The 19,941-nt window shown below is 39.3% G+C and carries 24 protein-coding genes; 12 read left to right on the forward strand and 12 right to left on the reverse strand.

Annotation, left to right across the window (positions count from 1 at the left end):
* Nucleotides 1-457: 457 nt before the first annotated feature.
* The 4 genes from J0656_RS18410 to J0656_RS18425 all read left to right on the forward strand — a co-directional run bounded on the left by J0656_RS18410 (nt 458) and on the right by J0656_RS18425 (nt 2,707).
* Nucleotides 458-832, forward strand: coding sequence for an ArsR/SmtB family transcription factor (locus J0656_RS18410; RefSeq protein ID WP_008615513.1), 375 nt, complete (start codon nt 458-460; stop codon nt 830-832).
* Nucleotides 829-1,428, forward strand: a complete 600-nt coding sequence (gene merTP, locus J0656_RS18415; protein ID WP_093026617.1) for a mercuric transport protein MerTP — start codon at nt 829-831, stop codon at nt 1,426-1,428. The genes J0656_RS18410 and merTP overlap by 4 nt, the downstream gene beginning before the upstream one ends.
* Nucleotides 1,428-1,634, forward strand: coding sequence for a GDCCVxC domain-containing (seleno)protein (locus tag J0656_RS18420; RefSeq protein ID WP_085766308.1), 207 nt, complete (start codon nt 1,428-1,430; stop codon nt 1,632-1,634). The genes merTP and J0656_RS18420 overlap by 1 nt, the downstream gene beginning before the upstream one ends.
* Before the next feature lie 278 nt (nt 1,635-1,912).
* Entirely contained in the window at nt 1,913-2,707 is a 795-nt protein-coding gene (locus J0656_RS18425) for a cation efflux transmembrane domain-containing protein (protein ID WP_167919739.1), read from the forward strand.
* A gap of 362 nt (nt 2,708-3,069) precedes the next feature.
* Here J0656_RS18425 and mobB read toward each other — a convergent pair whose 3' ends face one another.
* Both mobB and J0656_RS18435 read right to left on the reverse strand, forming a co-directional pair.
* On the reverse strand, nt 3,070-4,092 hold the full coding sequence (gene mobB, locus J0656_RS18430; RefSeq protein ID WP_207036561.1) for a MobB family relaxase: 1,023 nt from the start codon (nt 4,090-4,092) through the stop codon (nt 3,070-3,072).
* A 5-nt stretch (nt 4,093-4,097) separates the two neighbouring features.
* On the reverse strand, nt 4,098-4,682 hold the full coding sequence (locus J0656_RS18435; protein WP_207036563.1) for a BfmA/BtgA family mobilization protein: 585 nt from the start codon (nt 4,680-4,682) through the stop codon (nt 4,098-4,100).
* A 121-nt stretch (nt 4,683-4,803) separates the two neighbouring features.
* On the opposite strand from J0656_RS18435, the gene J0656_RS18440 reads away from it, so the two are divergent.
* Nucleotides 4,804-5,178 carry a hypothetical protein gene (locus J0656_RS18440; RefSeq protein ID WP_207036565.1) on the forward strand — a complete coding sequence of 125 codons (375 nt, stop codon included), beginning with the start codon at nt 4,804-4,806 and terminating at the stop codon, nt 5,176-5,178.
* 102 nt (nt 5,179-5,280) lie between these two features.
* Here J0656_RS18440 and J0656_RS18445 read toward each other — a convergent pair whose 3' ends face one another.
* Entirely contained in the window at nt 5,281-5,574 is a 294-nt protein-coding gene (locus J0656_RS18445; RefSeq protein ID WP_207036567.1) for a hypothetical protein, read from the reverse strand.
* Between the two features lie 405 nt (nt 5,575-5,979).
* Here J0656_RS18445 and J0656_RS18450 point away from each other — a divergent pair, with 405 nt between their 5' ends.
* The 3 genes from J0656_RS18450 to J0656_RS18460 all read left to right on the forward strand — a co-directional run bounded on the left by J0656_RS18450 (nt 5,980) and on the right by J0656_RS18460 (nt 8,334).
* Entirely contained in the window at nt 5,980-6,765 is a 786-nt protein-coding gene (locus J0656_RS18450) for a sigma-70 family RNA polymerase sigma factor (RefSeq protein ID WP_207036569.1), read from the forward strand.
* Between the two features lies 1 nt (nt 6,766).
* A complete protein-coding gene (locus J0656_RS18455) occupies nt 6,767-7,864 on the forward strand; it encodes a hypothetical protein (RefSeq protein ID WP_207036571.1) in 1,098 nt (365 codons plus the stop codon).
* 182 nt (nt 7,865-8,046) lie between these two features.
* A complete protein-coding gene (locus J0656_RS18460; RefSeq protein ID WP_207036573.1) occupies nt 8,047-8,334 on the forward strand; it encodes a hypothetical protein in 288 nt (95 codons plus the stop codon).
* Between the two features lie 148 nt (nt 8,335-8,482).
* On the opposite strand, the gene J0656_RS18465 is transcribed toward J0656_RS18460, so the two are convergent.
* The gene (locus J0656_RS18465; protein WP_207036575.1) at nt 8,483-9,733 is read right to left on the reverse strand and encodes a site-specific integrase; all 1,251 of its coding nucleotides are present in this window, start codon (nt 9,731-9,733) and stop codon (nt 8,483-8,485) included.
* Nucleotides 9,734-10,354: 621 nt separating this feature from the next.
* Here J0656_RS18465 and J0656_RS18470 point away from each other — a divergent pair.
* A complete protein-coding gene (locus J0656_RS18470; protein ID WP_207036577.1) occupies nt 10,355-10,747 on the forward strand; it encodes a YybH family protein in 393 nt (130 codons plus the stop codon).
* Nucleotides 10,748-10,778: 31 nt separating this feature from the next.
* Here J0656_RS18470 and J0656_RS18475 read toward each other — a convergent pair whose 3' ends face one another.
* The 8 genes from J0656_RS18475 to J0656_RS18510 are packed head-to-tail and all read right to left on the reverse strand — an operon-like array spanning nt 10,779 to nt 17,693.
* Nucleotides 10,779-11,585 carry a DUF4138 domain-containing protein gene (locus tag J0656_RS18475; protein ID WP_207036578.1) on the reverse strand — a complete coding sequence of 269 codons (807 nt, stop codon included), beginning with the start codon at nt 11,583-11,585 and terminating at the stop codon, nt 10,779-10,781.
* Nucleotides 11,586-11,596: 11 nt separating this feature from the next.
* Entirely contained in the window at nt 11,597-12,598 is a 1,002-nt protein-coding gene (traM, locus tag J0656_RS18480; RefSeq protein ID WP_207036580.1) for a conjugative transposon protein TraM, read from the reverse strand.
* A gap of 12 nt (nt 12,599-12,610) precedes the next feature.
* Nucleotides 12,611-13,225, reverse strand: coding sequence for a conjugal transfer protein TraK (locus J0656_RS18485; protein ID WP_207036582.1), 615 nt, complete (start codon nt 13,223-13,225; stop codon nt 12,611-12,613).
* Between the two features lie 54 nt (nt 13,226-13,279).
* Nucleotides 13,280-14,122 carry a hypothetical protein gene (locus J0656_RS18490; protein ID WP_417947701.1) on the reverse strand — a complete coding sequence of 281 codons (843 nt, stop codon included), beginning with the start codon at nt 14,120-14,122 and terminating at the stop codon, nt 13,280-13,282.
* Nucleotides 14,122-14,721 carry a TrbJ/VirB5 family protein gene (locus J0656_RS18495; protein WP_207036586.1) on the reverse strand — a complete coding sequence of 200 codons (600 nt, stop codon included), beginning with the start codon at nt 14,719-14,721 and terminating at the stop codon, nt 14,122-14,124. Before J0656_RS18495 ends, J0656_RS18490 begins: the two co-directional genes overlap by 1 nt.
* An 11-nt stretch (nt 14,722-14,732) precedes the next feature.
* Nucleotides 14,733-17,135: a TraG family conjugative transposon ATPase gene (locus tag J0656_RS18500; RefSeq protein WP_207036588.1), complete on the reverse strand. Its 2,403-nt coding sequence runs from the start codon at nt 17,133-17,135 to the stop codon at nt 14,733-14,735.
* Nucleotides 17,122-17,406: a hypothetical protein gene (locus J0656_RS18505; RefSeq protein WP_207036590.1), complete on the reverse strand. Its 285-nt coding sequence runs from the start codon at nt 17,404-17,406 to the stop codon at nt 17,122-17,124. Before J0656_RS18505 ends, J0656_RS18500 begins: the two co-directional genes overlap by 14 nt.
* Complete coding sequence (locus tag J0656_RS18510) at nt 17,406-17,693, reverse strand: hypothetical protein (protein WP_207036592.1); 288 nt, start codon at nt 17,691-17,693, stop codon at nt 17,406-17,408. The genes J0656_RS18505 and J0656_RS18510 overlap by 1 nt, the downstream gene beginning before the upstream one ends.
* Nucleotides 17,694-17,954: 261 nt before the next feature.
* Between J0656_RS18510 and J0656_RS18515 the strand changes: the two genes are divergently transcribed.
* The 3 genes from J0656_RS18515 to J0656_RS18525 all read left to right on the forward strand — a co-directional run bounded on the left by J0656_RS18515 (nt 17,955) and on the right by J0656_RS18525 (nt 19,887).
* Nucleotides 17,955-18,557: an N-acetylmuramoyl-L-alanine amidase family protein gene (locus J0656_RS18515; protein WP_237688990.1), complete on the forward strand. Its 603-nt coding sequence runs from the start codon at nt 17,955-17,957 to the stop codon at nt 18,555-18,557.
* Nucleotides 18,558-18,661: 104 nt separating this feature from the next.
* Nucleotides 18,662-19,384 (forward strand): hypothetical protein, encoded by a 723-nt coding sequence (locus J0656_RS18520; protein WP_207036596.1) that lies wholly within the window; start codon nt 18,662-18,664, stop codon nt 19,382-19,384.
* A 14-nt stretch (nt 19,385-19,398) separates the two neighbouring features.
* The gene (locus J0656_RS18525; protein WP_207036598.1) at nt 19,399-19,887 is read left to right on the forward strand and encodes a RipA family octameric membrane protein; all 489 of its coding nucleotides are present in this window, start codon (nt 19,399-19,401) and stop codon (nt 19,885-19,887) included.
* The last annotated feature ends 54 nt before the right edge of the window (nt 19,888-19,941 follow it).

Genomic DNA, 19,941 nt, shown 5'->3' on the forward strand with positions numbered 1-19,941 from the left:
CTGCGCTTGTGTATGTCGATGCCAATGAATAACTTGGGTGGGGCAGTTTGTTGTGTTTTCATATCTTTTGATTTTGGTGAATCTTAAAGATACTCGACAGACTGCTTTTACATAGATGCTAAAAAACATAGGGCATTTGTGCTCAACTGAAAGGTCTGTGAATATTAACAAAGTCCGCTAAATATAAAATATGGCGTTTATAGAAGAAAAGATAAAAGCAAAATATTTATATTTAGCTAAGTAATATACCGAAACGAAAGTGCTTATCAACTGCCCTACGTTTCTTATACTGAACGTTACCCACAAGCTGAAAACCAACCGCATATTTTAGCACTTTCGGTTTTTTCCGACACACAAATCCAACGCTTTAAAACCAAAAGAGCTAAAATTTTCCCAACGCCTGAAAATTATATATTTTAGTATTTGCTTAAATAAGAAATAACCGTAACTTTGTTTTATGGAAAATAATTCTTGCATAAGACAACAAGCCGATATTGAACAAATAAATCGTTGCAAAGACACAGTTTCGGAATTAAACGAATCGTTCGACTATTTGGCGAACGGACTTTCATTAGTCGGAAATAACGTTCGACTGAAAATACTTTACCTACTCTTTCAGGAAAAAAGACTTTGTGTTTGTGATTTAAGCGACATTCTCGGAATGAACATTTCTGCTATTTCTCAACATTTGAGAAAAATGAAAGACCGAAACCTATTACAAACAGAAAGAGATGCTCAAACGATTTTTTATTCACTTACGGCTGAATACGAAAAAATGCTAAACCCATTTTTTGAGATACTTGATAAAAACAAAATTTTAGAAACGATATGAAAAGTGAAAACAAATTAATCGGTGCAGGTTTGTTAACGGCAATTACAGCTTCTTTATGTTGTATTACACCAGTTTTGGCTCTTATCGCAGGAACAAGTGGAATTGTTTCAACATTTTCTTGGATAGAACCTTTTAGACCATATTTAATTGGACTGACAATTTTAGTTCTTGGCTTTGCTTGGTATCAAAAACTTAAACCTCAAAAAGAAATAGACTGTGATTGTGAGACGGACGAAAAACCAAAATTTATTCAATCAAAAAAGTTTTTAGGTATTGTAACAGTATTTGCAATTGTAATGTTGGCTTTCCCATATTATTCTGGAATTTTTTACCCAAACACAGAAAAACAAATAATTGTAGTTGACAAATCGGACATTAAAACAACGGAATTTAAAATCAGCGGAATGACTTGTGCCAGTTGCGAAGAACACGTCAATCACGAAGTAAACAAACTCAACGGAATTGTAAACTCAAAAGCGTCTTATGAAAATGGAAATGCAATCGTTGAATTTGACAAAACCAAAACCAATGAAACGGAAATTGAGAAAGCAATTAACTCAACAGGTTATAAAGTAACCGACAAAAAAGAAAATTAATGGAAACTATATTAAAATCTGAAATAACTTGTCCAAACTGCGGACATAAAAAAGTGGAAGATATGCCAACAAACGCTTGTCAATTTTTCTACGAATGCGAAAATTGTAAAAAGGTTTTAAAACCAAAAGAGGGAGATTGTTGTGTTTATTGTTCTTATGGAACAGTAGCTTGTCCACCAATTCAAGAAAATAAAAGTTGTTGTTAAAAAGCCAACGCTAAAAGCCATACACATTTGCAATTCGCTTCAGCCGAAACACAAGCCAAAAATTGCAAAAGAGTATGTCTTTGCCAACGCTGAAAACCAAGCTGAACGGAATAAAGCCAGTGGGTAACAACGTATATAAAAAATAGCGGTTTAGGTGCTAAATCGAAATGAATTTTATAAATTTAAGGTCTGTGTTTAACCGAAAAGTTCGTGCAAAAAATCCGCTACTTTTCATATACAAACCCGTTGTAAGTAATGCCGAAAAACCCAGAAACCAAGTGAATAAAACAATATTTGAAATTACCAAAATGGATTGTCCTTCAGAGGAAAATCTTATCCGAATGAAATTGGACGGAATTTCAAGCATTGCGAATTTGGACTTTGATATTCCGAATCGAAAATTGACCGTTTTTCACAGCGGAGAAATTGACCAAATCGAAAAGTCCGTTATCGAATTGAATTTAGGTGGAAAAAAAATCTCAACGGAACAAACCGACCAAACGGAATTTAAAGAAAACGAAAATCAGAAAAAACTACTTTGGTCTGTACTTGCCATAAATTTTGCTTTTTTCATTATTGAAATGACAACAGGAATTATCTCAAAATCTATGGGACTTGTTGCCGATAGTTTAGATATGCTTGCGGACAGTTTTGTGTACGGAATTAGTTTGTTTGCGGTTGGCGGAACAGTAATAAAGAAAAAACGGATTGCCAAACTTGCTGGATATTTTCAAATAATACTTGCGATTATTGGATTTGTAGAAGTCTTGAGAAGATTTTTCGGAAACGAGAAACTTCCCGATTTTTCAACAATGATTATAGTTTCGATTTTTGCACTTATTGCAAACGGAATTTGTCTTTATATTTTGCAAAAGTCAAAGAGCAAAGAAGAAGCACATATGAAAGCGAGTATGATTTTCACTTCGAATGACGTGATTATCAATTTGGGAGTAATTATTGCAGGAATTTTAGTGCATTATTTGAGTTCTAATAAACCTGATTTGATTATCGGAACAATTGTTTTTGCATTGGTAATTCAAGGAGCATTTCGGATTTTGAAATTAAGTAAGTGAACTAAAAAAGCACTACTTACAACAACGGTAACCGTTGCACAACCCCAAAATGATTGAAAAAATGGCTTCCATAACCGCTTTTTAAGGCGGTCTTGTTTTTTATACACCCGAACAGACCATTGTTTTTACAGGGCGTAAAAACCATCTTTGTAGCTTATGTTGTCCGGTTTTTATTAAAACCGACAAGGCGGCCTTGCCCGCCTGTAAGCTCCCCTTAAAATCGAACTGTTTGAAAATATAAGAACAAGAACCCCAAATCTTACCTTCTACTTTTGCGCATGGATCCTATCGGGTTTTTGTAGTGATTCCGGTAGATAAGCGTGAAGCAAAAACACGATAGGGCGCAACCTACTTTTTTGTTCTCAGTACCCCATGTCCTCACCCGTGCCCCTTGCTTTATTGATACCCTTTCCAAGTGCCTTGATGATCTTCGCAGCTATCTGTACCTTATTGGTCGGTATACTAGGAGCTTTGACACCCATGGTTTTAAGTAGTTTGAAGGCCATATCCTTTTCTTTGGTGGGCAGTCCCATCACCTTCGCAAAGAACTTACCCGGTTCCTTGGCATGGGCCTTTCTCCCTACATAGGATTCCACATAGTTCCTCTTGAAGCCTGTTGTCCTGTCAAAGGTTTTTTCCGCTGCTTGGTAAAAACTGTCCCTATCAAAGCCTCTCTTGACCGTCTTTCCGTTCAGTTCCACTTCGGATGCCTTGTGCTTGGCCATTGGGGAAAGTGTATAGGTGTTCGTTACGTCCCTTCTACTGACTATGATATGGATATGGGTCTGTGGCCCCTCTTTTTGTATTCCCGTGGACACTAGTTGTCCATTCTGTTTATGGGGTGCCAATCTTTCCTGCTCTTTGATCCTCTTTTCAAGCTCATTGACGTTCCCGATGGATTCGCCCCGTTCCACTTTCCGTATCTCGTTCCTGAGCCTTGCTATCTCCCCTCGGTAGGGAGCATTCTCCTGAACCTGTTTGTCAAAGCCACGATAGGTGCGCTCATGCTCAATCTTGGCATAATACTTCAAGTTCTCGGCTTTGACCTCTTGGTTACGATGGAAACTCTTGGCATAGTCCTCCATGAGTTTCCTTGTGTATTCCCTAAGCAGATTTGGGTCATTGCCTATGGCCTTCAATTCCCTTTTATTGGGACTGACCACTATGGAATAGAATTTAGGATCCTTCTGTCTCAGTTTAGCGGTATTGGCATCTATTTCATCAATGACCGTTTGAGGGCTTACGCTGTCGTTTTCTTGGTCAAAGAATTCCTCCCTATGTTCGGGCAATCTGTCCTCGTTTTCTTTTTCCAGATAGTCCACATAGTTCCCTACACTGGAGCTATAGGTACTGCCCATTTTCTGTGCCGAGATTGTAAGGTACATGAGCGTTATTTTAATTGGTATTTCAGGCTTTCATAATCCCCGATGCCCATATTGATTTTCAGATATGGCTTTCCCATCATTGGCTCTACCTTTTCAACGTTGTTAAGGATTTCATTGCTGCGTTTTTTATATTCATTGAATTCTTGCAGCATTCTATCGTGCTCTGTTTTCGGAACGGTGTTTCTAGGCTCCAAAAAATCCATTCGCTCTTCCTGTATTTTGACAGGTTCAGGTTTGGGTTTCCTTCCATCCCTTACATACGCCTCGTATAAAATCAACACCATTTCATAGGTCGGCCGGATACTGGTCTTCTCCATGTTCTTGATAATGGCGATGAGCCTATCGAATTTTTTCATCATCTGACGCTCCAACTTTTTGATACTGTCAAGGACAATCTTTGTTCCCTCTCCAAAAGGGTCAAGGTTGTTCTCCTTGAAGTATTGCATCATTCCATCCAATACCTCACTATGCGATTTGCTGAACCTTTTGGAATAGCTCCGAAAACGAGTGGCCGTTTCTTTCTTTACGGTGATATTGGAATAACCACCTGTCCCTTTCTTTGTTCTGACATTTGTTGATTGCTTTTCCATAGGTGCGATTTTGTTTTTTCGTCAAATTGCGTCAATTTTTTCGTCAAAAATTTCCAGTGTTTATTGGGCCTCCGAGGGCATTTACTGTAGATTTCGGAAAAGTCTACTGTAGCCCCAGATTTTGTACAGTATTTCAAAATCTGTTCAATTCACTGGTTTTCAACTTGTTGAAGACCCGAAAACAAACGTGATGGCGCAATTTGCGCATCACCCTCTTGCTATTCCCTACGTCCCGCAAGCGGGACCGAATGAATACAGCATGATTGAAAATCAGCTGCCACATAAACATACTTTGGTTTGTACGGACTTAAGGAAAGTCAAATCAAATATGCCGTACATTATACTGTTGTTTTTCAACCACATAAATATAGAATTTAATGGCAAAGGAGAAAAACACGATTTACTTTCAATCAATACGCTTTGGAACTGGAATAAATGGGATATGAAAAAATGGGGAAATATAACCGCCTATGAACGGATGCAAATTGTTCCGTAGCCGTAAAACGGTTAACCCAATAACTCTTCAACAAGTGGACAATAAATGGAAATAAGTAAGGTTACTGAAAATTGAATAGAAGGATTAAATTACAATTCAGAATTATTTGTACTCATAGCTATCATTCAAAAATTCCCCATACTTTTTTTCCACCAATTTAAAGAAATCCGATAACTTGATTCCGTGGTTGAAACAGATGGTGCTTAAGGTGGATAATGGAATATTGTAACCATTCTCCTGCTGTATTTTTTCTATCACGTGATAGTTGACACCGTATATTTTTCCATATTTTCTGGCACTCGTGTCTTTTGAGGTCAACCATTCCTCACTGATAAACTTGCATACATATTTATCAGAAAAATAAACTTTACTTTTATTTGTGTTTTTCTTTGCCATTAACACAAATGAAAAAATTATAGGAAGTTTTTTTGAGAGCGTTCGCTCTCATTCAGGGGTTTTTATTATATTTATCCCTGAAATAACATATTTGCGAAACTTCTTAAGTTAATAATATTAGAAGCATTCGCTTTGATTCTCGCATCAAAAACTGGTAATTTTTAACGACGAGATGATAAGTGCAAATGCTCACGGCCCGGGCGTGAGCTTACTTATTGTCGTGCGGTATACCAGTACCTTGATGCTATAAGTTAAGTATTCACGCCCTCTTTATCTTATTTAAAAGGGGCTTTCTCAACTTTTCAAAGCTATCTTCTCTTTATCCTTATTTAAGAAATCGCATCAGCTTTTAAAGCATAATCAATTTTAACCATGGTGCATCGACCATCTTAAACGAGGCCTGTTATGTTGAACAGTGATTTTGAACTTTTAAAAATTGGCGATACTTCTGCTTTGGACCATATCCATACCAAATACTTTAGGAGTATACTTTGGATAGGCAAGCAATGGCTCAAGGATGAATTTTTAATAGAATCCCTTGTCCAAGATACCTTTTTAAAATTATGGATCAATAGGGACAAATTGGAATCACCTGAGCACATTTTCTATTTCTTGAGGTTTGTGATGAAAAGGGAGTGTATCTCATATTATAGAAAACCAAAATATAGGTTCCACAAGAAGGTCAACTCTCTGGAGGATTATGACAATTACCAAGACTACATGGCAGGGTATGATCCGGTAAATGATTCCGAAAACCTCGATGATCAGGAATCGACACAAAAAACCTTCGACCATATCAAAAGTATATTTCCCCTGTTGAATGCCGATAAAAGGCATTTGATCGAACTCTGTTTAAAATATGGCTTCCAGTACAAGGCTATTTCCAAGGTAATGGGTAAAGGCATCATTGAAACTAGCAGGGAAATAAAGGAAACCATTGAAGATATAAAAACCATAGTCCATCAAGGAAACAAACTCGATTCCAGTGACAACATGACAAATGAAATCAAGTTCAGTGGAGAGCTGAGCGAAGAGCAGGCAAAAGTTCTTAAAATGCGCTGTGAACTGAAATATTCCTTTTCTGAAATAGCCAAAGAACTTGAACTGTCCCAAAAGGAAGTCCATCAGGAATTCATGAAAGCTTATAGGCTAATGAAGGCAAATCATCAATTGCAATTACAATCAGCTTAATATGGGAAAGTCAACGCTAAAACACACTAGAAAGATTCAATTATTGATCGACCTCCCTACCAAGGACGAAAAAAAAGAGGTTATGGATATGATGTACCAGTGGCGGGACCGATGCTTTAGAGCAGCCAACCTCATAGTAACCCATCTGTATGTTCAGGAAATGATAAAGGAATTCTCTTATCTATCCGAGGGAATAAAATATAAATTGGCTGATGAAAAAAAAGACGAAAAAGGAATTCTTAATCGTTCTAGGATAAACACTACCTATCGATTGGTATCTGATCGATTCAAAGGAGAAATCCCGACAAACATATTGTCCACCCTAAACCATGGCTTAATCTCCTCATTCAATAAAAATAGGATTCAATACTGGAAGGGCGAACGCTCATTGCCGAATTTCAAGAAGGACATGGCATTTCCTTTTGGCTTGCAGGGTATAAGTCGGATTGTCTATGATGAAGAGAAGAAAGCCTTTTGCTTCCGTTTGTACCGGGTTCCATTTAAAACCTACTTGGGCAAGGATTTTACCGACAAACGAATGCTGTTGGAGCGTTTGGTAAAAGGTGATGTCAAGTTATGTGCTTCGAATATTAAACTGAATGGCGGAAAAATCTTTTGGTTGGCGGTGTTTGAAATCGAAAAGGAAAAGCATATCCTAAAACCAGAGGTCATCGCAGAAGCATCATTGTCCTTGGAATATCCCATAGTTGTGAAGACAGGAAAAAACAGACTCACAATCGGCACCAAGGAAGAATTCCTTTATCGTAGGCTGGCCATACAGGCAGCCCGGAGAAGGGCTCAGGTTGGAGCGACCTATTCCAGATCAGGGAAAGGGTGTAAACGAAAAGTTAAAGCAGTGAACAAGTACCATAAAACAGAGAGTAACTACGTATCACACCGCATACATGTATACAGTAGAAAACTTATAGATTTCTGTATCAAGCATCAGGCGGGAACGCTTATTTTAATGAACCAAGAGGACAAGGTCGGGATTGCCAAAGAAGAAGAATTTGTATTAAGGAACTGGAGCTATTATGAGCTAATGACCAAAATAAAATACAAGGCAGAGAAAGCAGGCATTGAGCTGATTACTGCATGACAATTGGATATTGAGGGTGCTTGTACACCCGTAAGGTGAGGTTGACAACAACACTCACTAAGTGTGAACAACACATACAACTTGTGGGATACACGCTAACAATAACAATCAATAAGCTTAAACACCGGCACCTATATACAATATGGGACAAACACCGATAAAGTTTTTTTGAACGATTGAAAATGGATACTTTTAATGAAGTGTCCAGAAACCGTCAAATATTAGATAGAACCCTTGGGATATTGCTTAGCCTTATAGGTATCGCAATTGGGATTTTCCTTATTCCTGATTTTTTACCACTACTTGAAAGGACTCCTTATTTATTGCTCGAACCCGATGCAGGTGTAAGACATGAGCTTGGATACGCTTGGTTTATGCAATCCGTTGGTTGGATCATTGCTTTTTTCGCATTTAGGAGCGGTAGGGCATTTTTAAGGGATAGCAAGAAAACCACCAGTACTAGTAATTAAATCAAAGGTGTAAAGAAGGTATATAGTTGCCTAAACACCATATACAACTCACTGAAAAACCACTTTGGAACGCAATTTTCTGTGATGACAGCCATTCATCTGGTAGTCTAAAGTATGTAAAGAGAAGCTAATGTCATCTCGCCTATTTTCATGTAACTACACTTTTTTTGATTGCTTTTTCCTTGAACCTTATCAAAAGATTTCCAATATCCTCACTTATCTTGGATTCCACGACTCTGGCATAAATCTGTGTGGTGGACAGTTTGCTATGCCCAAGAAGTTTCGAGACTGTTTCGATGGGCACACCATTTGACAACATTACCGTTGTGGCAAAGGTATGTCTTGCAACATGAAAGGTCAGGTTTTTGTCAATGTCGCAGGAGTCCGCTATCTCCTTTAAATAGGCATTTGTCTTTTGATTGGAACTGATGGGCAATAAACTTTCCTTATTTTCCATTTCAGGACATTGCATATACTTTTCCAAGATTTCCTGTGCCTTTGGGAGCAAGGGTACTTTAACGGGCTTGTCCGTTTTTTCACGCTTGGTACTAATCCAATGGTTTCCATCTATCCCCTTTACGATATTGTCACGGTTCAGCTCCTTGACATCCACATAAGAAAGGCCTGTGTAGCATGAAAACACAAAACAGTCCCTTATCCTCTCCAAACGTTCGTTCCCCATTTTAGTGCTTTCCAATTGCTCCAGTTCCTCTTCGTCCAGAAACTGCCTATCATATTTGTTATATTTCAACTGGAACTGGTTGAACGGGTTCTTGTCCATCCATTCCAATTTGACGGCAAGGTTGAGCATCTTCTTGAACCTTTCCAGATGTTTCATTACCCCATTGTTGCCTAATAAGAGTCTTTTCTTTGAATCTCTGTAATTGCGCAAAAAATGCTCAAAATCCGTGACAAAGGCATAGTTCAACTGTTTGAGGCGGACATCGCTTACCTTTCTTTTCTTAGACAAAAACCTGTATAGGTACTTTTCCGTTGTATAATAGTTCTTCATTGTTCCCTTTTTCAGGACAATTGACATATTCTCATTATGGTACTTGATAAGTTCCCTTAAGGTCTTGCTGTTGTCATCCTCGCCAAGATAACGGGACTTGATGGCATTTGAAGAAACGACCCTGTTCTCTTCCAAAAGTTCTTTATGGCAGTCCAATAGTTCACCATAAACGCTGTCCAGATAGGCGTTCAATGCCCTGATCCTCTGTGAACCTCCCCTGCCCCGGTTCCGTGAATTGTCCCACTCTTTGGAGGGAATGCTTCTTTTGAGGCTGATCTCGGCTCGTTGGCCGTCCACAGTGATTCGTACATAGATGGATAATTGGTTGGGAACGCTCCTTGATTTTCTTGTAAAGAAAATTACGGTGAAAGTGTGTTTTGATTTCATTTTCCATGACTTTGGTTAAACAATTAATTGTAAAGACGAAAGTCAAATCGTACTCTAAAGTCCTTTCAAGTTAGTACATTCCGGATTAATCGTTGTACACCGAATTGCACACCTTTTATATGGTTTTAAATGAAATCAATTGAGCGCATAAAAAACAAAAAACACTGAAAATCAAATGATTAACAGTGTTTTGTTTTGACCTATTTCTAGGTTCGTCGGGGTGGCAGGGATGCAACCCTTGCCGTAACCCGTTGTATTCCAGAATCTTATAATCCAATATTTGAAATAGGACATCCTATAGGACATCGTCGTGTGAAACTTGATACTTTCACACAACAAATGTAAAGGATTACAATTAAACCGCCCTAAATCAATATTAAACATACCTAGACTGGAATTGTATAAAAATAATACTAAATGAATTTTGTCATAGACACTTACTACTGATGCGATAAATAAGCAATTAAAATTGCTAGTTAATAAGTTGGCAACAACGTCTCGATAGACATTGATTTTAGAAAGGAAAAAATGTAATAAGTGAAGCAATAAACAAAGAAACTTGGAAATAAAATTAACTAGTTTTGCTATTCTTATTCGAAGGAATTAAAGCATAATGTAAATATGGAGAAAATAACCGCTTTGCCCCAAAGACCAGAAGAAATGAACGATTTTTTTGCCAGGGCATTTAATTCAGGAATTGTTGACAACCTAAATCGTCTTTTTGAGCCCGGAGCTAAAATTATAAACAAAGACGGAAACTTAATTACTGGAAAGAATGAAATCAACCAAGAACATATAGGTCTTTTAAAAATTGGTGGGAAAATGACATCCATAAACAAATATTGTGTAGTATTTGAAGATATTGCCCTTTTAAGAGCAGATTGGAAAATTGTAACAAAAGATGAGAATGGTAAAAATCTAGAAATCAATGGTTCAAGTACGGAAATTGTTAGAAAACAAAAAAATGGGGATTGGCTCTATATTGTGGACAACCCCTTCGGAGCAATTACTTAAAAAATAATAAAGATTTTTAGAATAGAAATTGTCAAACAATTGTTTGACAATTGACCCACAAAAACACTTTCCTACTGCCGTTCAGTTCCTTCAGCTCCAACATCAGTTTTTCGTTATCTCCTAGAACAAATTTTGGCAGCACGTACACGAAACGCTGGCTTTGCCCATTTATAATAGAATATGGCATTTTATGTCTGTAAACAACCTTTTGCTGCAACCGTTGGTAAGAGGCTTTCCGTTTGTTGTTACCGTTGGTACGGTACACATTGAGATAGTCGATTTCGAAATCGATTCCCGACCTGTTCTTGACCTCTACGACCAAGTACACTTCGGAAGTATCATAGGCCATTTTCTGCAACCGTAACCGTATTCCTTTTTTGCACTTTATTGCAATGGTTTCAGAGCTGGATCTGAGCAAATATTCACTTGCCCTTTGATAATAGGCAGTTCTATCCTTGTTGGAATCGGTATTTTTTGTTTTGGGTATTTCCATTACGGGACTTTCATTTCCGATGCTCTCATCCCCACCGATGAAGTAGTTTAGTTTGGGAAGTTTGTCGGAATATTTCAGGATATAGGAATATACCTTCCCGTCACTGGTAACGGCCAATAGATTGCTCTCGATTCCCGGTTTTGCCTGTAACAGCCCAAAATACTGTTCCTTTTCACGGTTATAGGTGAACACAAAATGGGAAGCTCCCGTAATACCCTGCCTTAAGGGGTTCGGAAAAAACAGGGCAACGTTCTTTTGGTCGTTGGCATAAATGGTGTCGAGTGGTCTCTGCGCCTGTATGGACATTGTAAAGGTTAATAGCATTAATGTGATAAAAGTTTTCATAAGAGTGATATTTAATAATTCCCCATTATGGGTTTTCCTTGAAATTTGGTTTTTGAAACCTTTAATATGAGTTTGTAATTATCGGTTATCGTAACCTTTACGTTACGGTGGTTGCGTTGGAAAATCTTCTTGAACCCACTTACCCCTGTGTTGAGCGAAGCCGAAACATTTGGCACACCGGCAATATTGATATCGTCCACCATGTCGCCGACAATCTCATTGGTAACCTCGGCCCTAAAGCTGTTTTCTATATAAATCCCCTCGCTACCGTCCTGTTGGTCATGGGCCTTTAATTTTACGGGTCGATGGTCGATATTCTCAATATCGATGATCGCCCGGTTGGGCTTAAAGCTGACAAATCCATAAATGGGCGTGTTCCTGAGATACTGCTGCCCATAAATCACGGCATCCTTTAGGAGCCGCATCTGTAGGCGATAATTGTTCTTGACGGTCTGCGTGCCATCCACACGGACGTATATGAACGTGTCCGTATTTTTTGCGTTCAAATCGTCATTTTCGATGGGATGGGAAGCAAAAAAGAGTTGGTGCTCCAAAGCACGTTCCTTGACCTCGACCTCGGTTTCCTGCTCCTCAATGGCATCGATAGTGTCCTTTTCCTTAGCAATCGTCGGTTTCGTAGTTCTGTACCTCGGATTGATATTTTCATAGGATTGTTCCGAATATTTAATCTGCCCTTGTTGGTAGATACTGTCCACCAATCGCATCTTTTCCTTGTCCAACAAATCCGGGTCATAAACGCCCGTGGAATCCAAAAGGCGTTCATCGTAGATGCTCGGGGCGTTGGTCTGCCTGACCTCCTTCAAATCGTTCAGGGCATCCAATTTGGAATCGTACTGTTTTTGGTCGTCCTCCAGTTCCGGCACGGGAACCTGGTTGCTCTCTAGGGTCGGTTCTTCATCCTCTCCCAATACCAGCATGGCATAACTGCCTATAAAAAGCAGGATACACACCAATACAATAGAAAAGATGATTTTGTTTTTTTCTACTTTCATTTGGTCTGGATTTTATTGTTCATCATTGATTTTTCGTAAGCTGCTTTCAAAAAAATTGGTAATCAGCAATCCGTGGGTATTTTTCGGAAAGTTCCTGTCCACCTTGATAAGGTTGCCCGTTGTGATAAGCTCGTAGGTATCGGTTATGGAACCCCTATTGATTTCAAAAACGGTCCTGGTCTCAAATCTGTAAGGTTCATTTTGGATATCCACTTTGGATTCGATACTCAATACTTTTTGCACCAACGAGTATTGCAACAAACGGTTGTAGACCCCATCGGCCTTTTTTTGGCGGTACAGGGCATCCACCGAGCTATTGCCCAACCACAGCGCCTTTTCCAGATTCCTTTCATAATTGCTCGCATCGATATTGTAGAAATAGGTATGGAACAGCTCCAAATGCGCCAATGCCTCCACGTTTAAATTTTCTCGTTGGGAAACCAATTTCAAGGGAATCACGCTACCGTCCGAATTGACCACAAAGGCACTGCCTACAGTTTCCTTGTGTAGTTTGATGACCATCAATACGGAAACGATGCAGGTCAGTACGGCCCCAATAACGACCGTCAAAACAATAAAGCGGTTGAGCTTCAGGATGTCGTATATATTTTTATAAGGTGTTTTCATTTCATTTTTTATTAATGTCGATTATCGACAGCCAAACGTGCCTTCAAATGTGGATTATCCACCGCTGAAAAGTTTAAGGGTGAACGAGATGGCCTTACGGTACAGTTTAAACTTCAGGAATACGATAAACCCGATGGAACCCAATTGCAATAGCGGAGCAAAAAAGCTGCTTCCCCAATCCGTTCCGAACAGGCTGCTCCAAAAATTGGTGTTGATTTCGGTGTAAAGATTGTTCACAAATACATTCACCAAAAAGAAGGCCGGCACCAACATATAGACCCCTGCATACAGCTTAAAGAAATTATACGCCAAAGACCTGAACTTTTCAAAGACCGCCAAACTGATGACCAACGGAAAAAATGCCTGCATGATGCCCAAAAGGAAAAACCGCTCCGCCAAGAACAAGGGATAGATGAACAAATCCAATAACCATAGGAACACTCCGATAATAAAGGCCAGCATTTTCATCCCGTACAAAGGGGTGACCAGAGCCTCGTAAAGCATGGCCATTGCTTTTTTGGCGGCTTCCAAGGCACCCACATCCTGTTCGATGTCGATATCCTGCATCTGCAACGGGAGGAGTGCCGGAGCCGTGTCCCGGTACCGGGTCTCAATGGCCACCAAAATGGCATCGAAAACGCCCAATACCTGTGTAGAAAATATGACCAAAATGACCACTGCAAAGTTCTTGGCCAGTTCCGCTGGGGTCAGTCCCCACGTATAGCCCTTGTTGTTCGCCACGCCCTCGTTGTATTTTTTCAGGATATTGACCAAGAAGAACAGTACCGCAAGGGCCTTCATGCCCCCGATGGTATATTGTGAGAAGTCACTATTCTTTATGGTTTGAAAAATAGTGTCCACGTATTCCAGTCCTATGCCCAAAAAAATACCCGACATCAATAATCGGTTTCGCGGTTATTGATTTTGTGCTGCATTTCCCGAAAGGAAATAATCTCCCGATAGCGTCTGGTCTTGGCCTCGATTTCGGCTACCATTTCCTTGGATTCCAGTTCCTTTTCCTTGAGTACCGCCGCACGTTCGGCATCCGTCATTTTCATATTGTCACTGGACAGGATCTGGTCGATGTATTCCATGGCCGCTACGGAATTTTCAAGAATGGCATCGAAGGAATCCGATATACGGGTGACTTCGTCGGGCTTGATGAACGGGGAATTCAGGATGTCCCTTAAATCGCCCTGCACCACTTGGTACAGGCGTTGGTTGTTCTCGGCAAGTTCCTTGACCGCCTTTAACTGTTTGATGACATTGTTGACCTTATCGATGTTCTCCTTTTGCTGTTTGAGGAACTTGACGGTCTGCATCAGGTTGCTGGTCTGCTTTGCGGATTCGACCAACGATTTCATAAAGGAAATAAAGTTGGTGTTGTCATACACGGGCATCCCCTGGCAGGCAGCGCCTGCTGGCATTAATAGGGCCAAGGCCAGTGCCAATCCTAGACCTGTTCTCTTGATTTTTTGTTTGATGTTTGTTTTCATATTCTATTGTTTTAAGTATTAATAAATTCTTTGATGGCCTTTTCCATATCGTTCGTTTCGTTATAGATGGCCATTATGGCCTCGTTTTCCTGTCCATCGGTGAGGTAGGCGGCAAAGACCTCCAGTGGTACTTCCAATCGGAAAATGTTGCTTTCCTTTCCTATTTTGATGAACATCTCGGTGTATTTCCTGTCCCCGGTAAGGTTGTTCCGGATGGATTTCAACTGGTTCAGGTCGTGACTGGACAGGTTAAGCCTGTTCTTTAATTCTTCATACCCCTTTTCATTGCGCAAACTGTAGATGACCTGGGTATTTTCAAGGATGCTTGCCGATGTGGAATTGTTGGGCAGTTGGTTGATGGACTGGAGGATGATGCCAATGGCCCCGTTCTGTTTACGGATGGCCTGATAGTAGAACTCCACACTTTCCAGTACGTTGCCAAATTTCAATTGCTTGGCAAACTCATCAAAAAGGATAATGCCTTTTTCGGCTTTGTTCCTCCAAATAGTCCGTTGTATGGCGGACTTGATGAGCTTCAACATAACAGAGAGGATTTCCTTGTTGTCTTTCACTTCATCAAGCTCAAAGACAATCAGCCGTTTGTCCTCGATTTTATAGGTCTGGTCTTCGTTGACATTGAACAGGAAACTGTACAGTCCATCATCGACATACTCCGAAAGGATGTGCAGAAAATCGTAAATGTTGAAATGCTGTTCCTGGATGTGCAGCTCTTCCAAAAGGCTGTCCTTCTTTGCATCGACGAACCGATACAGGTTTTCAAGGGAATGGGTGCTATTCCTATTTTGTAGATAATAGTACCGTAATACTTTTTTAACGGCAACTTCCTCAGCTTTGGTCGTTGCCTTTCCGGAGGCCAGAAGCTCCAAAATAAAAATGGACAAATCCTCTAATCGTTCCGGTGTCAAGTCATTAACATCGGAAATATAAAACGGATTGATACCCAAGTTTTTTCCCTGCTCATAACGAAGGATGATATGGTCATCTGGGTAGAGCTTGGCAAATTTTGAATACGAGCCACCTAAATCTATAATGACCAGTCTCACATTTTGCTCGAAATATTGACGTAAGATGTTGTTTGCCAAAAAGGATTTGCCCTCGCCTGTTGGGGCGAAAATGGCAAAGTTCCGGGCCTTGATGCGTTTCTTCTTTTCGTCCCATACATCCTTTAGCACGGGAATGTTATGTTGCCTATCATTAAAGATGACACCTGTGGCATCGGATTGGTAATTAGTATTGTTGATATATAGACAAAGCGCATGTTTTAAGTCTGTCACATATAAATCCTCGTTGGAAAAGTTGGAAGCGAAACAGCAATAGGAGTTCAAAAAATAATTTTTCCGTTCCTCGCCCTTTGGGTAGTATGGCACGATGTCCAATTCCTTGAACTCGGTCTTGATTTTAGAAGCGATTCTTTCTAACTGTGCTTCCTCCTTATCCCAAAAAACAATGTTCAAATGTCCTCGAATAATCCGTGAACTGTCATCTTCATTGATTTTGGCAACGATGTCCTCGATTTTCTTTAATACGACCTTGTTCTGTGTACCAAAATTGGAACTCTTCTTCAGTTCCTCGATTTTTTTATCGAGCAGCTTTCGCCATTTGTGTTTATCGTCCAGATAGATGATTTGGTTGACGATATGGTTTTCATTAAGGTTCAGTCCCAATCCATCGATAAATCCCTGATGGAATGTAAAATCGTCCGAAGTGAACCTATCGTTGGTCTTGCTGCTCTGTACCACATCGCCAAAGCATAGTTCGCTGTTGACGGCCAACACATCAAAATGGTGGTCGCCAATTTCAATGTTCGACTTTTTAAGTTGGATATCGGTATCGAAGCCCTCGTTGAACCCGTTAAAATAAATGTTGGTCAGTTCAAGGATTTCTTTTTCCTTTAATGGTGCAAGGGACACCTTTCGGCTATTGTTGACAAAGGAAACAGCATCGTTTACCGAAGCGATAAACTCCTGTACGGTATGGTCCATCTGTTTATGGATGCCCTTTTCGACCTTGCGGAACGGGTTGGTAAACTTGGCGGCGTTCAATGCCATGTTGTAGGGAAGGACAAAGAACAGATGGCAACTATGTTGTAGATAACCACGCCCCTTAAAATAGTCATGGGTCGCTTTTTGGAGAAAGGTATCGTTAGGTAATTCGTTCGCCGTATAACGTCTTTTGCAGTAAATATCCTGCTTGTGGATGACCGTGGACACGGGCAGTGATTTGAACGCCTGAAACCACGAACCGTGTATGTCCTCAAAGTCCTTTTCCGAAAGGGAATAGATTTCAGGGTTATCCACTTGGTAACCCAAGACCACATTACCGTTATTGGCAAAGATGATATGGCCTTGGATGTCCAAAATGGGATGGTATGCCGATAGGTTAATCCTTCTCATAGTATAAGTGGCTGCTTCTTTTGTTGCTGATGGTCTGTGGAAATACTTTGTTGATGTGCATCAAAGCAGGGTTTTTAGTAAGGTGGGTCAGCATCGTGTATAATGCCCCGTTCCATAGGAACACGGAAACGATGACCGCAAAACTGAACGAAAAGATGATGAACAGTAATGAACCGATAACGGATGTCATCATCAAGGCGAACAGGGATATGGGCAACCCCATAATCACCGCTCCCTTACGAATGTTTTTATAGACCTCGAACCGTTTCATTACACAACGATTCCGATTAGGTAAGTAAAGATGCCCACTACGGCTCCTGCAATGAGTACAAAGACCAACACCCTTGTGATTCCTTTTTTCAAATCGGCATTTTCACCAAAGAAATGTCCCGCATTGAACAGGAACCCGATTAGGAATATAACCCCGAGGATAATCGGGAAAATGGCACGAATGGTATCGGAAACATCGTTGACGGAATCTTCGATGCCCCCGATCTGGGCAAAAGTTGTACTTGAAATGAACAGCGAAAGAATAGTTACATACAATGATTTTTTCATAATGAAATGGATTTAAGATTTGCTTGATTTTGATATTCGAAAAATACTGTATATTGTAATTCAAATAATTGATAATCAATTATTTGTGAATAAAATAAATTTTAAATCCGATTGTTTTAGTTTGGTGCAAATTGGCATCAAATCGTATGGAAATCCGGAAAGCCTATGTTGATAACTCAAAAATTTTGGAAGTGGTCGAGCTTCAAAAACGTCAAACTTCGACGTCGCTCAGTTCAAGGTTTAATGATTTTGCTGCTAAAAATGTGCTTCATTTTTGGTCAGCAAAAAGTGATTGTCCTCGACCCTGGACATGGTGGAACCGATTCCGGTGCAATAGGTATAAATAATGTATTGGAAAAAGATGTGGTTTTGAATGTCGCTAAAGAAATTGTAGTACTTAATAATACCCTTTTTGATGATAAGTTCGATATCTATTCGACCAGATATACCGATACTTTAACTTCTCTGAATGATAGGGGCCGATTGGCCAGGGCACTGAATGCGGATGTGTTTGTGTCCTTGCACTGCAACCATTCCGACAATCCAAATGCAAGGGGTGTTGAAATTTATGTGTCGAATTGGAATACCAATTATTTTGAAAAAGCAGTTTGGCTTGCTTTTAATTTACAAAAAGACCTTAATGAGAAACTTGGTTTTGAAACTAGGGGCGTGAAGTTTGCCAATTTTCAGGTTATTCGGGAAACGTCGGACTTTATGCCTTCGGTGTTATTGGAATTGGGGTTTTTGAGTAATGGGGATGAAAGTAATTATTTTCAGAACCCTGATTCTTATTGTTTTTTGGCACTGGCAATATTGGAATGTTTAATCAAAAACTTAGATTGTTATGAGAGAATTGGGGGTTAAGGTTATACTTCTTATGAATATGTTGATAACTACCATACTGAATAGTTTGTTTTTTGGCTTTAAAAAAGTACTTTAAAATAGACCAAACAAAAACAAGGCCTAAAATGCAACAAGAACAAATATTAGAACAACTAAATAGTTTAGACACCAAAATTTGGGCAGCAATTATAGCGGCCTTAGTTTCAGTTTTGGTTGCCTATTTGAACTATCGTAATCAGAAAAGAGCATTAAGACTTCAACAACAACAGATTGACATTCTTCAAAATGACAAAAAAATTGAAAAGTTAAGAAATAGACTTGATGGTTTTTATTACCCTTTTGACTTACTTCTTTCTAAATCGACTGAATTGTATAAAATCTTTAGAAATGGATTGCCTAGAGAATTTAGAACCCTAGTTTATCTGATAGATAAAAATACCAAGTTTGAAGATAGCGACGGTGAATTTAAACAAGTTGAACTATCAGATGAAAAAATGAATATATTAAATCACATCATTGATTCTCTATCAGGATTGGAGGATTTAATTAATAGTAAATCCTCGTTAGTAGATGATAAACGATTGACAATGGCCTATGAACCTAATTCTAAAATTACTGATATAAAGTTGCCGGTAGATTCGGAAAGACCGACAAGTATGCCCAACGATATAGGTTTGTTTACATTATTTATAGTGCACGTTCACTATTTAAAATCTGCCTTCAAAGGTGAAGTAGCTGTAAGTGATTTAGAATTAGTTAAGAATTATGTGTATCCGAGAGAGTTGAATGGAATTATAAAAGAGAATATAGCTAGTTTAAAAGCCAAAATCAATGAAATATCCGTTTAAAAATCTAAGCCGCTGTGAGTGATGAAACAAAATTAAAAATGAAAATGGACTATGCGTGGAATTGGTTTAAACTTCACGCAGAGCAACGTATGAAACTCTTTAATTACTTTTTGATAACTACCGGTATCCTATTTACTGCGTTTATTCAATCTGTACATTATGAAATTTGGTCTCTGGCCCTTTTTGTATGCGTAATGGGAATCTTTGAATCGATTGCTTATATCGTTTTTGATTGGCGGAATAGAAAACTAATAAGTTATGCTGCCGATGTGCTGCATAAAATAGAAGATGATTATCTTTTTAATGAAGATGATATAGATGAGAAACAACCTCTTGGTATGTTAAGGACTGACGCTTTTTTTAGAATGAGACAGGGACAAACTGGATGGCATCCAGAGCGACTGACCAAGATGAAATGGTGGATGCGTATTCTCTATTTTTTGGCATTTCTAGCTTTTGTGGCTGGAATGTTTTATGTGGCATACAATTCTAAGGTCTTATGAAAGAAAAATAGTGGCTAAGGCAGAAAGAGATAAGAAAAACTTAAGGTTTCGGCT

This window comes from Flagellimonas aurea, from assembly GCF_017313785.1.
GTDB classification, from domain to species: domain Bacteria; phylum Bacteroidota; class Bacteroidia; order Flavobacteriales; family Flavobacteriaceae; genus Flagellimonas; species Flagellimonas aurea.

Bases quoted from the DNA above. Each gene is read 5' to 3' on its own strand.
- J0656_RS18475 (WP_207036578.1), bottom strand. From the start codon at position 11,585: ATGAAAACTTTTATCACATTAATGCTATTAACCTTTACAATGTCCATA.
- J0656_RS18500 (WP_207036588.1), bottom strand. From the start codon at position 17,135: ATGAGAAGGATTAACCTATCGGCATACCATCCCATTTTGGACATCCAA.
- J0656_RS18520 (WP_207036596.1), top strand. From the start codon at position 18,662: ATGCAACAAGAACAAATATTAGAACAACTAAATAGTTTAGACACCAAA.
- J0656_RS18510 (WP_207036592.1), bottom strand. From the start codon at position 17,693: ATGAAAAAATCATTGTATGTAACTATTCTTTCGCTGTTCATTTCAAGT.
- J0656_RS18420 (WP_085766308.1), top strand. From the start codon at position 1,428: ATGGAAACTATATTAAAATCTGAAATAACTTGTCCAAACTGCGGACAT.
- traM (WP_207036580.1), bottom strand. From the start codon at position 12,598: ATGAAAGTAGAAAAAAACAAAATCATCTTTTCTATTGTATTGGTGTGT.
- J0656_RS18450 (WP_207036569.1), top strand. From the start codon at position 5,980: ATGTTGAACAGTGATTTTGAACTTTTAAAAATTGGCGATACTTCTGCT.
- J0656_RS18495 (WP_207036586.1), bottom strand. From the start codon at position 14,721: ATGAAAACAAACATCAAACAAAAAATCAAGAGAACAGGTCTAGGATTG.
- J0656_RS18435 (WP_207036563.1), bottom strand. From the start codon at position 4,682: ATGGAAAAGCAATCAACAAATGTCAGAACAAAGAAAGGGACAGGTGGT.
- merTP (WP_093026617.1), top strand. From the start codon at position 829: ATGAAAAGTGAAAACAAATTAATCGGTGCAGGTTTGTTAACGGCAATT.
- J0656_RS18470 (WP_207036577.1), top strand. From the start codon at position 10,355: ATGGAGAAAATAACCGCTTTGCCCCAAAGACCAGAAGAAATGAACGAT.
- J0656_RS18490 (WP_417947701.1), bottom strand. From the start codon at position 14,122: ATGTCGGGTATTTTTTTGGGCATAGGACTGGAATACGTGGACACTATT.
- J0656_RS18505 (WP_207036590.1), bottom strand. From the start codon at position 17,406: ATGAAACGGTTCGAGGTCTATAAAAACATTCGTAAGGGAGCGGTGATT.
- J0656_RS18455 (WP_207036571.1), top strand. From the start codon at position 6,767: ATGGGAAAGTCAACGCTAAAACACACTAGAAAGATTCAATTATTGATC.
- J0656_RS18445 (WP_207036567.1), bottom strand. From the start codon at position 5,574: ATGGCAAAGAAAAACACAAATAAAAGTAAAGTTTATTTTTCTGATAAA.
- mobB (WP_207036561.1), bottom strand. From the start codon at position 4,092: ATGTACCTTACAATCTCGGCACAGAAAATGGGCAGTACCTATAGCTCC.
- J0656_RS18465 (WP_207036575.1), bottom strand. From the start codon at position 9,733: ATGAAATCAAAACACACTTTCACCGTAATTTTCTTTACAAGAAAATCA.
- J0656_RS18410 (WP_008615513.1), top strand. From the start codon at position 458: ATGGAAAATAATTCTTGCATAAGACAACAAGCCGATATTGAACAAATA.
- J0656_RS18485 (WP_207036582.1), bottom strand. From the start codon at position 13,225: ATGAAAACACCTTATAAAAATATATACGACATCCTGAAGCTCAACCGC.
- J0656_RS18515 (WP_237688990.1), top strand. From the start codon at position 17,955: ATGTGCTTCATTTTTGGTCAGCAAAAAGTGATTGTCCTCGACCCTGGA.
- J0656_RS18460 (WP_207036573.1), top strand. From the start codon at position 8,047: ATGGATACTTTTAATGAAGTGTCCAGAAACCGTCAAATATTAGATAGA.